Raw genomic sequence first — 13,141 nt, forward strand, 5'->3', positions numbered from 1 at the left:
TTGGCAGCACGCGCCGCCGCTCGCTTGAGCTTCAGCTTCAGCGTCGAGCGGAGGGTGGTTGCCTGGCGTCGTAGGCGAGGCGGGCCTGTTCGACCTTGTCCAGGTTGACCGACCACTCGGAGAGTGACGCGAACAGTGGCGACAGGCTGCGGCCCAGGTCGCTGATCTCGTACTCCACCCGTGGTGGGACTTCGGCGTGGTAGGTGCGGACCACCAGGCCGTCGCGTTCCAGTTGCCGCAGGCGCTGGGTCAGCACCTTGGGCGTGATCGTGGTGATGCGGCGGGCCAGTTCCACGAACCGCTGGCGCCCGTACTCGTTGAGCGCCCACAGGATCGGGGTGGTCCAGCGGCTGAAGACGATGTCGACCACCGGGGCGATGGGGCACGCCTGCTCCGGGCTGACCTCCGCCCGGGATGTGGTACCGGTCACGATGAGCCCCTTCCACCATTACTTTCCTCTAGGTACCTACTATACCGGGGACAGTAGCTTCCTCCGAGTACTTGGAACTCGGGCAAGGGAGTGATCATGATCGTGGTGACCGGTGCGACGGGGAACATCGGGCGGACGCTGGTGCGGGCGCTCGTCGCGGGCGGTGAGCAGGTAACCGCCGTGTCGCGGAGGATCTCGGCGGCGGACGTGCCCGCGGGCGTGCGGCACGTGCGGGCCGACCTGGTGGAGCCGGAAAGCCTGAAGCCCGCCCTCGACGGAGCCGAAGCGCTGTTCCTGCTGACCTCCGCCGAGTTCCTGGCGAACGGCAACATCGAGGACGTCGTGACCGTCGTGCGGGCGGTCGGCGTCCGACGGGTCGTGTTGCTGTCCTCCCAGGGCGTGGGCACGCGACGCCACCCCTCGGACCTGGAGGACGCCGTCAAGCAGTCCGGTCTGGAGTGGACGGTGCTGCGGCCGGGCAACTTCGACTCCAACACGCTCCACTGGGCCGATTCGGTCCGCGCACAACGGGTGGTCACGGCACCGTTCGGGGCCGTCGCGCTGCCGGCCGTCGACCCGGACGACATCGCCGAGGTCGCCGCCGTCGCGCTGCGCGAGCCAGGCCACGGCGGCGCCGTCTACACGCTGACCGGGCCGGAGCCGATCTCACCCCGGCAGCAGGCCGCGGCGATCGGGGACGCGTTGGGCGAGCCGGTGCGGTTCGTCGAGCAGAGCCGCGAAGAGGCGCGTGCGCAGATGGTGCAGTACATGCCCGAGCCGGTCGTGGAGGCCACCCTCGGTATCCTCGGCACGCCGTCGTCCGACGAGCAGCGGGTGAGCCCGGACGTGGAGCGGGTCCTCGGCCGTCCGGCGGGCACCTTCGCCGAGTGGGCGGCGCGCAACGTCGCCGCGTTCAAGTGACCCGGCCGAAGACAGGGGGAAACGCCATGCCTGTCGCACACGTCCTCGACTCCACTGGTGCGCCGCGAACGTCGTGAGCCTGGAGATCGCGGGGCACGGGGTCGCCGGTCATCACACGCCGGACGACCAACCCGCCGCGATCGCCGCGACCATCGCCGCGTGGCCGGACGAGCACGACCTGCGGGCGGACGTCGAGGGTGGCCCGCGCCTGCGGCGGGCGCGGGCACGGGCGCGGGCCACCGGGCCGGTTCAGCGGTAGAGCCCGTCGTACCGCTCGGCGTGCGTGGTGTGCACGACCCTGCGCTTGACCTTCAACGTCGGGGTCAGCTCGCCGTCCTCCTGGCTCAGGTCGCGGTCCAGCACGGTGAAGCGCTTGACCTGCGAGACGTGGGCGAAGTGGGAGTTGGCCTCGTCGACCACGCCTTGGACCAGGGCTTGGACTTCCGGCGTCCGGGCGAGGGTGGGCAGGTCCGTCGGTAGGCCCTGGGCGGTGGCCCACGGGACGATCTCGTCCTCGTCCAGGGTGATGAGGGCGACCAGGTACGGCTTGCGGTCGCCGTAGACGACGGCGTGCGAGATCCAGCGGGACTGGCGGAGTTGGTTCTCGACGTTGGCGGGGGCGATGTTCTTGCCGCCGGCGGTGATGATGATGTCCTTCTTGCGGCCGGTGATGGTGAGGAAGCCGTCGTCGTCGATCACGCCGAGGTCACCCGTGTGCAGCCAGCCGTCGGTGAGGACTTCGGCGGTGGCGGCGGGGTTGTTCCAGTAGCCGGCGAACACGTGCGGGCCGTTCATCAGGATCTCGCCGTCCTCGGCGACCTTCAGCTGGAGGCCCGACATGCCGTACGTGCCGACCGAGCCGAGCTTGTGCCGCGCCAACGTGTTGACCGTGCCGACGCCCGTCGACTCGCTCATGCCGTAACCCTCCAGCACGGGCACGCCGGCGGCCGTGAAGAACTCCAGCACCTCGACCGAGATGGGCGCCGCGCCGGACAGGGCCTGGCGGAGCCTGCCGCCGAAGATCGCCCGGACTCTGGCGAAGACCGGGTCCACCTGGTCGAACGCGGCGGCCAGGTCGGCGGGCAGGGGTTGCCCGGCGGCCTGGAGCTCGCGGACGGCCAAGCCGACCCGGACGGCTTGGCGCAGCTGGTCTTCCGGCACGCTCGCCGTGGCGACGGTGTAGATCTTCTCGAAGATCCGGGGCACGGACGGGAGGAACGTCGGCCGCACTTGGGACAGCTCCGGCACGATCTTCGACGTGTCGCCGCCGTAGAAGGCGACCGCGGCCCCGGTGAAGATCCCGGACAGCAGCACGATCTGCGCGAACACGTGCGCCAGCGGCAGGAACAGGTACACCACGTCGTCCCGCACGACGTACGACAGCTCCTCGGTGAGCCGGCACATGGTGAGCCAGTTCCGGTTGGTCAGCACGCAGCCCTTGGGCGGGCCGGTGGTGCCCGAGGTGTAGATGATGACGGTCGGGTCGTCGGGGTCGATCGCGGCGCGGCGGTCGTCCAGCTCGCCCGGTAGCGGTGACGTGCGGCCTTGCGACCGGAGTTCGGCCAGGCCGCCGTCCTCGATGACGATGACGTCCCGCAGCGCGGGCACCTGGTCGCGGATCCCGGAGACCTCGGCGCGTTGCTCGGAGGTTTCCGCGATCAGGACCACCGCGCCGGAGTCGCCGATGATCCACGCGCACTCCTCCGGCGCGCTGGACGGGTAGATCGGCACCACCACGCCGCCCGCCGCGAGCACCGCCAGCTCCACCGCCGACCACTCGGGCCGGGTCTCCGACAGCACGCACACCCGGTCGCCCGGCTCGACGCCCAGGTGCACCAGGCCGGAGGCCAGTTCCATGACCCACTCGGCGACGTCGGTGAACGTCAGGTCGTGCCACTGCCCGTCACGCTGGTGGCGCCACGCCACCCGGTCGTCGTGCACCTGGGCGGCCACGAAGGGCAGGTCGGCGATGACGCGCGCCGTGGTCACGGGCATGGCGGTGCTCCTCACTGGGCCGCGGGTTGCGTTTGCCCGGCCGGCGGGGTGGGCTGGGCCGGGGTGGACGGGGTGGGCTGGGCCGGGGTGACGTGCACGCGGACGCCGTTGAGCACGGCGGTGCCGGAGAGCGGGTCCAGCGCGAGGTCGTCGGTGAGCAGGTTGACGTTGACGCCGGGGTGCGCCTGGGCGGTGGTGAGGCGGGTGCCCGGCCGGTCGTGGCCCCAGCCGTGCGGCAGGCTGACCACGCCGGCGGCCATGTCGGCGGTGATCTCGACGGTCGCCTCGACCTCACCGACGCGTGAGGTGACGCGGGCCGCGCAGCCGTCCTGCAGGCCCAGGCGTGCGGCGTCGGCCGGGTTGACCAGCAGGGTGCACAGCGGCTTGCCCTTCACCAGCGCCGGCACGTTGTGCAGCCACGAGTTGTTCGACCGCAGGTGGCGGCGGCCGACCAGGACCAGGCCGTCGGTCGGCGTGCGCAAGGCTTCCAGCACGCGGGGCACGTCGGCGGCGATCGGGTCGGGGCACAGCTCGACCCGGCCGGAGGGGGTGCGCAGGATCTCCGGCACGCGACTGGTCAGAGGGCCGAGGTCGACGCCGTGCGGCTGGTCGAGCAGGGCCTCCACCGACAGTCCGTACGGGCCGGACCGCAGGCGCGCGTCCAGCAGCCGTTCCTCGCGGGTGTACGTCTCTGCCTCCGTCCCGCCTGGCAGGCCGACCAGCGCGTCGAGGTCGGCGGCGGGGCCGAGGCCGGCGAAGATCCCGGTCAGCCGCAGCAGGATGTCGCCCTCGTCCAGCTCGCCCGGCGCGAGCGGCACGGCGGGGCGGGAGTACTTGGCCACGTTGCGCACCGCGAACGAGAGGAACGCGATGTCGTAGTGGGCGCGCCTGCCGGGCGGCGGTGGGGGCAGGATCACGTCAGCGTGCCGGGTGGTCTCGTTGAGGTACGGGTCGACCGACACCATGAAGTCCACAGTGGACAGCGCGGCGTCGAGGCGGGCCGAGTTGGGCAGGGACAGCGCGGGGTTGCCCGCCACCGTCACCAGCGCCCTGATCCGGCCGGGGCCGGGGGTCTCGATCTCGTCGGCCAGGGTGACCGCCGGGAACTCGCCGGCCACCTCGGGCAGGCCGCGCACCCGGCTGTGCCAGCGGCCGGTGGTGAAGCCCTTGCCGGTGCCGGTGCCGCGTCGGACGTGGGCCGGCAGCGGGAACATCGCGCCGCCGGGCCGGTCCAGGTTGCCGGTGAGGATGTTCAGCACGTCGACCAGCCAGCTGGCGACCGTGCCGAACTCGACCGTCGTGGTGCCGATCCGCCCGTAGACGGCGGCGCGGGGTGCTTTTGCCAGCCGGTGCGTCAGGGCTCGGATCTCGTCCGCGTCGATGCCGCACCGCGAGGCCACCGCCTCCGGGGTGAACGGTTCGCTCAGCTTGCGCACCTCGTCCACACCCGCGACGTGCGGCGCGAGTTCGCCGAGGTCGACCAGGGATGCGGCGAACAGCTCGTTCACCATGGCCAGCAGCAGGAACACGTCCGTGCCGGGCACGATCGGCAGGTGCCGGTCGGCGGCCGCGGCGGTGCGGCTGCGGCGGGGGTCGACCACGACGAACGACCCGCCGCGCTTCCGGAGTGCCTTGAGCCGGCCCGGCGCGTCCGGCACCGTCCACAGGCTGCCGTTGGAGGAGAACGGGTCCGCGCCCAGGAGCAGGAGGAAGTCGGTGCGGTCGATGTCGGGCACCGGGATGGTGAAGATGCCGCCGTAGAGCAGGCCGGAGGACACGTGCTTGGGCATCTGGTCGACGGTGGAGGCGGTGAAGACGTTGCGCGAGCCCAACGCCCTGCGCAGCCCGCCCGCGTACAGGCCGCCGGCCAGCGAGTGCACGGTCGGGTTGCCCAGGTACATGCCGACCGCGTCCCGGCCGTGCTCGGCGATGATCTCGTTCAACCGCTGGTCGACCAGGGTGAACGCCTCGTCCCACGACACGGGTTCGAACTCGCCGCCCCGGCGTGCGAGGGGTGTGCGCAGGCGGTCGGGGTCGGCGTCCAGCGCGCCGAGCGAGGCCCCCTTCGGGCACAGGAACCCGCCGCTGAACGTGTCCTGCCGGTCACCCCGGACGCCCGTGATCCGGTCGTCTTCGACGGTCAGCTCCAGGCCGCAGGTGGCCTCGCACAGCGGGCAGGTCGTGTAGGCGGTGCGCATACGACTCCTCAAACGACGGTTCGGGCCAACGCGACTGGTCGCGGACGCCCGGCGGAGGTCGGGCCGGTCGACTCGCTCAACGCGGCGACCACCATCCTCTGCCGAGCCACACCGGGGGCGGACGGGTCGACTGCGATGTCCGCGCCGAGCCGGACCGTCAAGCGCTCCCGGTGCCCGGCGTCCGCGACGACCTCCACGTCACCGAGGCAACACGGCCGGGTTACCGGTCGGTAGTGCGGAGTCCACGACAACTAAGCGCGCCCGTCCAGGACGCGGGCCAGTTCCAGGCGCGAGGACACGTGCAGCTTGGCGTAGATGCGGGACAGGTAGACCTCGATCGTGCGCGGGCTGTAGTGCAGAGCTGCGGCGATGTCTCGGTTGCGCATGCCTTGTTGCACCAGTCGGGCGACGTTCTCCTCCGCCTCGGTGAGCACACCCGGCGCTTTGGCGCGAGCGCGCGGCACCTTCGCGCCCAACTCTCTCAGCCGGCCGCCGGTCTGGCGGCGCAGGCCGTGGGCGCCCAGTTTTTGGAATACTGCATACGCTTCCAGGAGTTCGGGCACGGCGGCGCGGTCGACCAGACCGAGCGCCAGCTGCGCCCGTGCCTTCTCGAACACCAGGCCGCCCGTCTCGGCTTCGCGCACGGCCTCGCGCAGCACGACGGCGTCCCGCTCGGCCAGACCGGTCACCCGGCGGACGGTCGTGCGGGTCCACGGCGCCACCCGATCCGCCGACACGACGTGCAGGTGCTTCACGGTCTGCCGCGCCTCTTCCACCCGACCGTGTGCCAAGTCCAACTCGATCAGGCGACCCAGCAGCACGCAGCTGTACGCGGTCATGCCGTCGTCGTCCACGGCCTCGACCAGGGTGGTCCGGGCGCCCTCCGCGTCACCGCGCGCGGCCAGGTAGCCGGCCATCGCCAAGGCGTGCAGGCGGGACATGTTCGGGCTGGTCGGCGGGTCGAGCGCGGCCAGGCGGGCGGCGATGTCCAGCTCGCCGCGCCACGTCCGCACCTCCAGTTCGATCGCGCGCAGGCCGTCCAGCATCATCAGCTCCTGCCGCGACTCCAGCTCGGCAGCGGCCCGACCGACGCGCTCCAGGCACGCCTCCCACGCGCCGCCGAACCAGTCCAGCGCCACCCGCGCCATCTCCAACTCACCGCGGAACGCGTGGCCGCCCGTCCGTTCCCGCAGCTCCTCCGCCCGCCGCAGCCGCCACGACGCGTCGTGCACCAGGCCCGCGAGGGCACCGGTCGACGCGCCGACGGCCAGCGCCTGCAACTCCAGCATCGGCTGACCGGCGGCCGAACGCAGGGAGCGGTTGGCGTAGTCCACCGTCTTGTCGTGCCGGAACAGCATCGACGTGATCACGGCCAACCGGTCGAACACCACCACGCCCTCGGCGGCGGACGTGAACGGCATGGCCTCGATCCGGTCGGCGGCGGCCAGGGCTTCGGCGTGACGTCCGGCGAACACCAGCAACAGCGCGCGCTGCGCGTGCAACGCGGCCGGTGCGCCGTCGGCATGTGCCTTCCCCTCGGCTGCTTTCCCCTCGGCCGGCACCTCCACCGGCACCTCCGCGTCGGCCAGGCGCAACGCCTCGGCGAGCCGGCCGACGAGGAACAGGCTGGTCAGCACGACGACCGCGCACCGCGACCGTTCCGGGCCGGGCGGCAGGGCGTCGAGGGCGGCCAGGCCGGGCGCGATCGCGGCGGCCGGTCGGGACGCGTGCGCCAGCGCCCGGCACTGCGAGGCCAGCAGCCCGGCCCGTTCCGGCGCGGCCACCGGCAGCAGTTCCAACGCCCGCGCGCACAACGCCGCCGCCGTCTCCGGCGCGGTGGTGCGGTTGGCGGCGGCGGCCTGGGCCATCACCCGGACGGCGCGCAGGTCACCGGGCGGCGCGGACTCGGCCAGGTGCCAGGCCAGCTCCATCTCGTCCACGGCCAGGCCGCGCGAGCGGTCGTCCAGCAGCCGGGCGCTGATCAGGCTGTGCAGGTGACGGCGTTGGGCGGGGCCGATCTCCTGGTACAGCGCCTCGCCGACCAGGGCGTGCGAGAACCGGTAGCCGCGATCTTCGTCGCGGACCACGATGTGCGCGCGCAGCAACTCGTCGAACGCGTCCACCACGGTGTGCTCGGGCAGCGACGACACCCGGGCGAGCAGCCCGATCTGGTCGAGCCGCACCCGCCGGAAGATCGACACCGCGCGGGCGACCGCCCTGGTGTCCCGGTCCAGCGGCGCGACCCGGCGCAGCACGGCTTCCCGCCTGGTCAGCCGGATCGCCGACGGTGACACCGTCAGCCGGGCCCGGTTGCCGTCCACCGCCACCAGGTCCAGCTCGCGCAGCGACCGGGCGATCTCCACCGCGAAGAACGGGTTGCCGTCCGCGCGCTGGTGCACCTCGTGCGCCAAGCCGTCGTCCACCGGCGTGCCCAGCACGGTCTCCACGATCCGCGCCACGTCACCGCCGCTCAACGGGGCCAGTCGCACGCGCACCACCTCGGCGTGCCGTTCGAGCCGGTCCAGCAGTTCCTCGACACCGGGGTTGTGGTGGTGCGCGCGGACGGCGGTGATCAGCACCAGCGGCGCGGCGGTGACCCGGCGCAGCACCACGGCGAGCATGGCCAGCGAGTCGTCGTCCACCTGGTCGAGGTCGTCCAGCACGAGTGCGGCGGGACGTTCGGCGGTGAGGCCGGTGAGCACGCGGGCGACCAGTTCGCAGGACCGGCCGAACCAGGTGGCGTCGGGGACCTCGGTGAGGTCGAGCGCGTCGGTGTGGGGCCGCAGTGCCGTCGCCACCGCCGCGTACGGGATGCGCCTGCTGACGTCGTCCGACTCGGCCGCCGCCACCGCGCAACCCCGGTCGCGCAACCGGCGGCACGCCTCGGCCAGCAGGCTCGACTTGCCGATCCCCGGCTCACCGGACACCACGACGGTCACCAACCCGGCAGCCGGCACGCGGTCGACCGCCTCGAACACGGCCGCCAGTTCGTCTTCCCGGCCGAAGAAGCCGGTGCCGAAGAAGCTCCTGCCGAAAGAGGAGGGCAAAAGGCGACCTCCCGTCGTTGGGGTGACTCACCCTACCGATCCCTACCGGAACGCCCCTCACCCAACCGGTGGCGGTCCGGCCAGCCGAGTCAACGCGTGGTAGACCTCCCGGGGCTCGGGAATCTGCTGCCACGCCGGGTGCGAGTCCGGCATCTGGGCAAGGGCACGCCTCATCCGCTTGCGGTCCTTGTCCCGACTCATTCCCCTCATCTTGCGGAATGCACCCGCATTGAGCGCGATCTGACCGAGGACCGCAATGTCCTCACGATGGCGGTCGGGATCCCTGGAGTCGGCCACCGAGGCCACGGACTTGGCCACGAGCGCGCCGAGAAGGTTGGGACGGCGTACCAAGCCGATGCGATCAGCAAGCCGAACGGGAAGGCGTTCGCTCCGGATCAACGCCTGGTTCCCGCCGGGCATTTCAACCCCACGACGCCCCGTGGTGGTGGTCGGGATTCGTTGCTGGCGGCCCATCTCCTCAGGCACCAGCAGGTCGATTCTGGCGGTACCTCGCCGGTATCGATAGCCGTATCCGTCGGCCGTCTCGTCCTCTGCGAACCCTCGCTTCGTCAGCAGTGCGCTCGCCTGCCGCAGTGCATCGCGATCGAGCCAGACGCCGATGACGATGTCACCGTCAGTGGTTGCCCGCGGGATGGCTTGTCCGTACTCCGCGCTGATCAGTGCCACCATCTGGCCGCCGATGAGCGACCAATGGCAGTCCAGCCCGTCTTCGAGGTCGAGGATGGTCGACCACGCCGCTTCCTGAGGCGGTGTCATAGCCGGTAGTTCGACCGGATCTCGCACGATGTCCACGATCCGAACGGGCAGTTCCTTCGAGAGCTTCCGCCACGCCGCGATGTCCGCCTCGCAGAGCGACGGGGGCGACAGCACGAGCCGCTTGAGCGGCTCGATGACAGGCGCCTTGGCATCGAACTCGATCGGCGCGAGGCGGACGTGCCGGACAGCGGCACCGAGCGCTTCGATGACATGCTCCGGGGCTGCGGCGGTCGCGTCGTCTTCCACCGCCGCCCGGAACGCGGCGTCGAGGTGATCACGGGGTTCGCCGCTGACGACCGCCAGCGCGTCGAGTACCTCTTTGTTGCCCGGTAGATGTTCGTCAGTCACGCGAAACACGCCCGTCCGCCATCGAATGCAGCAAGTGCCCGAGCAAATCTGCCCCTGCGTTCCTGGTTCTGGTGTCGTGACTGTCCAGAAGGTCGGTAGCGACCACCAGTCTCGGGACTGCTGACACTCCGTTGACCACGCGTGCTGTGCGCTGATGCCAACCGAAACCGCTGTCTTCGACATGCAGGACGAGGTTTCCGCGCTCGGACCCGACCAGGAAGAACTCGTCGACGAGCCTGGTCACGTCGGAGGCACCGATGTAGACCTCGGCCTCGTCCGCGAACGACAGCCCCAGGTCGTGGGGTGCTGACGCGCTGATACCCCCGACCACCACAGCCCTGTCCGCGATCAACTCGGCGATGTCGGCAGCGGCGATGCGATAGCGGGCAACCGATGCCCGCTTCCGCATCCACCATCTGTAGATGTCGACACCGTCTGCGACATGTCGCTTCAGTCGGGCACCCAACCGCGATCGCTCACTGCTGGCCAGCCAGGGTGTGGCCTGTCCGTCCAACAATGCTGCTGCGCTCCACGCGCTCCTCCGCGACAGCGGGCGACCACGATCCGACGCGACCAAGTCGAGCCGACGCCTCACCGAGTCATCGTCGACGACCCACTGGAATCCGATGCGCCGACCGGTAAGGCCGCCGTCTTTCAGCAGCGCACGAACACGCGCCGGGTTCACATTCAGGCGCTGTGCCGCTTCACGCACACTCAAGCCTGCCACGTACACAAGTGTAGCGAAGTCGATAGAGAAGTGCTAGCAAGAGGGCTCCGAGCAGTCGGCGGCGGGTTCGGCGGCCCTACCGACTGAGGAATCCCTACTCACGTGTCGCGGCTCACGGTGGTGGCATGGGGTCGACGACTCACCTGGAGGGCCGATGACTGTCGAGGGCACCTGCGCCGACGCGTTCGCCGAGGTCCGCGCCGAGTTCGAACGCAACTTCGCCGCGCGGGGCGAGGTCGGGGCGGGCGTGCACGTGACGGTCGACGGCGAGACCGTGGTCGATCTTTGGGGCGGTGACGCGGGCGGGCGGGCTTGGCGCGAGGACACGATCACGCACGTGTGGTCGTGCACCAAGGGGGCGACCGCGTTGTGCGCGCACGTGCTGGCGTCGCGGGGTGAGCTGGACCTGGACGCGCCGGTGGTGCGGTACTGGCCGGAGTTCGGGCAGAACGGCAAGGCCGGGACGTTGGTGCGGCACCTGCTGGCGCACCAGGCAGGGTTGACGGCGTTGCGGGAGCCGGTGCCGGCGGGCGGGATGTTCGACTGGGAGTCGATGACGGACCTGCTGGCCCGGCAGGAGCCGTTCTGGGTGCCGGGCACGCGGCACGGTTACCACGCGTTGACGTTCGGGCACCTGATCGGCGAGGTGATCCGGCGGGTCGCCGGGGTGTCGTTGGCCGAGTTCTTCGAGAAGGAGGTGTCCGGTCCGCTGGGGCTGGACTTCTGGCTGACGTTGCCGGACGACCTGGAGCCGCTGGTCGCGCCGACCATCCCGGCCGCACTTGGCGAGACCGTGCCCAGCCTGTACGCGGCGGCGATGACCAGGCCCGAGTCGATGCAGGCGCTGCTGCTGACCAACAACGGCGGGTACATCGAGGCGTCGAACACGCGTGAGGCGCACGCGGCGCTGTACGGCGCGGTCGGCGGGATGAGCAACGCGCGCGGGCTGGCGCAGATGTACCGGCCGTTGGCGTTGGGCGGCGAGTACAACGGGGTGCGGCTGGTGGACGAGACGCAGGTCCCGGTCATGTCGGGCGTGGTGTCGGCCGGGTTCGACGAGATGCTGCTCGCGCCGACCCGGTTCTCGCCGGGGTTCCTGAAGTCGGTGGACAACCACTACCTGCCCGTCGCCGACCAGGGCGTGCTGATGTCCGAGGACGCGTTCGGGCACTCGGGGATGGGCGGCTCACTCGGCTTCGCGGACCCGGTGGCGCGCATGTCGTTCGGGTACGTGATGACGCAGATGGGGCCGGGTGTGGGCGTCAACGAGCGCGGGCAGTCCCTTGTGGACGCCGTGTACCGGGCGCTGGGCTACCGCCGGGCCCCGGGCGGCACCTGGTTCCGCTGACCCGGGATCAGGGGCAGATGCCGTAGACCGAACGGAGCCAGACGCAGGTCAGGGTGTCCACGAGCTCGCGGTCGCGGGCGGCGGATCGGCGGGCGCGCGAGCGGTTCAGGAAGGCTTGTTCGTTCATCGACACGAGGACCGCCGCCAGTGACTTGGCGTCCGGGCCCGGTGGGGCGGTGCCGGCTGCCCTTTCGATGTCGATCTGCGAGGCGGTCGCCTCGGTGAAGCGGCGGGCCACGCCGGTCCAGAAGTCGCGCATCAGGGGGTCGGTGTCGCGGGCGCGGACGGCGGCGCGCAGGACCGGGCCGTGTTTGCGCCACAGGGCGAGGCTGGCGCCCAGAGCACGCCGGATGGAGTCCTCGGGTGGCTCGCTGCCGCGCCGCAGCCACGACGACGCCGCCTCGTAGAGGGCTTCGAGGATGCCGCCGGACAGGGCGTGCAGCACCGCTTCCCGCGACGCGAAGTGGAAGTAGAAGGTCGACCGCGAGATACCCGCGCCCGAGGCGAGCTCGTCGACGGCGATGTCGTCCAGGGAGCGCGTCTGGAGCAAACGCTCGGCGGTGTCGAGTATCGCCTGCGAGGTGAGGTCACCCTTGCTGGGTCTGCGCCGCGACCCGACCGTGCCGGCACGTGGGGACATGGCGGACATCCTCGGTTCAGCGACCCAGCAGCCGCAAGCCTTCCGCACGCACCGCCGCCAAGTCGAAAGCTCCGCCGGCGATCCGCACCCCCGCGTCGGCCCCCGCGCACGCGTACGCCTCCACGTCCGGAATGGACTTGGACCGCCTGGTGAGGATCACGCCCTCGACCAGCCCGAACACCAGGTCGGCCGCCAGGTCGTCGTCCACCAGTGCCCCATATGCCGCTTTCAGCTCGGCGCGTTCGGCGTGGAACTGGGCGAACCGCTCGGCCCGCACCTCGGGCAGCAGGTACAGCGCGCCGAGGTTGTGGGTGCCGCCGCACAGCAGTTCCAGGTCGAACCGGCACAGCGCCCACAGCTTGGCGGGCTTGGGCGCGTCCTCCTTCAGCAACGCCCGCGCGGTGTGCAGGGACGGCAGGACGGTGCCCTCCAGCAGCACGGCGAGGATGTCCTCCTTGCCGCCGAAGTAGTGGTACAGCGACGCCTGCCGCAGCCCGGCGCGTTCGGCGACGGCCCGGGTCGACGTCGCGGTGTACCCGCGCTCGGTGAACAGTTCCGCCGCGGCGTCGAGCAGGTCCCGCCGCGAATCACGCGCCCCCGCCGACTCCCCGGTCGCCCTGGGTCGTCCAACCACCCACTCATCGTCGCACGTGGGGCGCGGCGGTGAGGAAGTGGCAACGCGGCTGTCACCTCCAGTGGGTCCGGCTAAC

12 protein-coding genes are annotated in these 13,141 nt (G+C 71.3%); 3 read left to right on the plus strand and 9 right to left on the minus strand.

Annotated features, from left to right (window positions below):
• Positions 1–37 precede the first annotated feature (37 nt).
• Positions 38–430: a winged helix-turn-helix transcriptional regulator gene (locus FM051_RS39270; RefSeq protein WP_158852201.1), complete on the minus strand. Its 393-nt coding sequence runs from the start codon at positions 428–430 to the stop codon at positions 38–40.
• 96 nt (positions 431–526) lie between these two features.
• On the opposite strand from FM051_RS39270, the gene FM051_RS39275 reads away from it, so the two are divergent.
• Together FM051_RS39275 and FM051_RS39280 are read left to right on the plus strand one after the other, a co-directional pair.
• The gene (locus FM051_RS39275; RefSeq protein WP_158852202.1) at positions 527–1,351 is read left to right on the plus strand and encodes an NAD(P)H-binding protein; all 825 of its coding nucleotides are present in this window, start codon (positions 527–529) and stop codon (positions 1,349–1,351) included.
• 73 nt (positions 1,352–1,424) lie between these two features.
• A complete protein-coding gene (locus FM051_RS39280; protein ID WP_158852203.1) occupies positions 1,425–1,610 on the plus strand; it encodes a hypothetical protein in 186 nt (61 codons plus the stop codon).
• On the opposite strand, the gene FM051_RS39285 is transcribed toward FM051_RS39280, so the two are convergent.
• From FM051_RS39285 to FM051_RS39310, 6 genes are read right to left on the minus strand one after another with little or no spacing between them, the layout of a single operon-like run.
• Positions 1,601–3,346, minus strand: coding sequence for an AMP-dependent synthetase/ligase (locus tag FM051_RS39285; RefSeq protein ID WP_158852204.1), 1,746 nt, complete (start codon positions 3,344–3,346; stop codon positions 1,601–1,603). The two genes, FM051_RS39280 and FM051_RS39285, sit on opposite strands and share 10 nt — an antisense overlap.
• Before the next feature lie 11 nt (positions 3,347–3,357).
• On the minus strand, positions 3,358–5,544 hold the full coding sequence (locus FM051_RS39290; protein WP_158852205.1) for a molybdopterin oxidoreductase family protein: 2,187 nt from the start codon (positions 5,542–5,544) through the stop codon (positions 3,358–3,360).
• A gap of 8 nt (positions 5,545–5,552) precedes the next feature.
• Complete coding sequence (locus FM051_RS39295) at positions 5,553–5,741, minus strand: hypothetical protein (protein ID WP_158852206.1); 189 nt, start codon at positions 5,739–5,741, stop codon at positions 5,553–5,555.
• Positions 5,742–5,795: 54 nt separating this feature from the next.
• Positions 5,796–8,591 (minus strand): helix-turn-helix transcriptional regulator, encoded by a 2,796-nt coding sequence (locus FM051_RS39300; RefSeq protein ID WP_158852207.1) that lies wholly within the window; start codon positions 8,589–8,591, stop codon positions 5,796–5,798.
• 57 nt (positions 8,592–8,648) lie between these two features.
• Positions 8,649–9,716 carry a hypothetical protein gene (locus FM051_RS39305; RefSeq protein ID WP_158852208.1) on the minus strand — a complete coding sequence of 356 codons (1,068 nt, stop codon included), beginning with the start codon at positions 9,714–9,716 and terminating at the stop codon, positions 8,649–8,651.
• Positions 9,709–10,443 carry a helix-turn-helix domain-containing protein gene (locus FM051_RS39310; protein ID WP_158852209.1) on the minus strand — a complete coding sequence of 245 codons (735 nt, stop codon included), beginning with the start codon at positions 10,441–10,443 and terminating at the stop codon, positions 9,709–9,711. Before FM051_RS39310 ends, FM051_RS39305 begins: the two co-directional genes overlap by 8 nt.
• Before the next feature lie 154 nt (positions 10,444–10,597).
• Here FM051_RS39310 and FM051_RS39315 point away from each other — a divergent pair, with 154 nt between their 5' ends.
• Complete coding sequence (locus tag FM051_RS39315) at positions 10,598–11,791, plus strand: serine hydrolase domain-containing protein (RefSeq protein ID WP_158852210.1); 1,194 nt, start codon at positions 10,598–10,600, stop codon at positions 11,789–11,791.
• Between the two features lie 7 nt (positions 11,792–11,798).
• Here FM051_RS39315 and FM051_RS39320 read toward each other — a convergent pair whose 3' ends face one another.
• Complete coding sequence (locus FM051_RS39320; RefSeq protein WP_158852211.1) at positions 11,799–12,431, minus strand: TetR/AcrR family transcriptional regulator; 633 nt, start codon at positions 12,429–12,431, stop codon at positions 11,799–11,801.
• Positions 12,432–12,447: 16 nt separating this feature from the next.
• Positions 12,448–13,065: a TetR/AcrR family transcriptional regulator gene (locus FM051_RS39325; protein WP_158852212.1), complete on the minus strand. Its 618-nt coding sequence runs from the start codon at positions 13,063–13,065 to the stop codon at positions 12,448–12,450.
• Between the last annotated feature and the right edge of the window lie 76 nt (positions 13,066–13,141).

It is taken from the genome of Saccharothrix deserti (assembly GCF_009769385.1).
GTDB lineage: Bacteria > Actinomycetota > Actinomycetes > Mycobacteriales > Pseudonocardiaceae > Actinosynnema > Actinosynnema deserti.

Coding starts and splice junctions, on each gene's coding strand:
- FM051_RS39275 (WP_158852202.1), top strand. CDS start 527: ATGATCGTGGTGACCGGTGCGACGGGGAACATCGGGCGGACGCTGGTG.
- FM051_RS39285 (WP_158852204.1), bottom strand. CDS start 3,346: ATGCCCGTGACCACGGCGCGCGTCATCGCCGACCTGCCCTTCGTGGCC.
- FM051_RS39290 (WP_158852205.1), bottom strand. CDS start 5,544: ATGCGCACCGCCTACACGACCTGCCCGCTGTGCGAGGCCACCTGCGGC.
- FM051_RS39315 (WP_158852210.1), top strand. CDS start 10,598: ATGACTGTCGAGGGCACCTGCGCCGACGCGTTCGCCGAGGTCCGCGCC.
- FM051_RS39320 (WP_158852211.1), bottom strand. CDS start 12,431: ATGTCCCCACGTGCCGGCACGGTCGGGTCGCGGCGCAGACCCAGCAAG.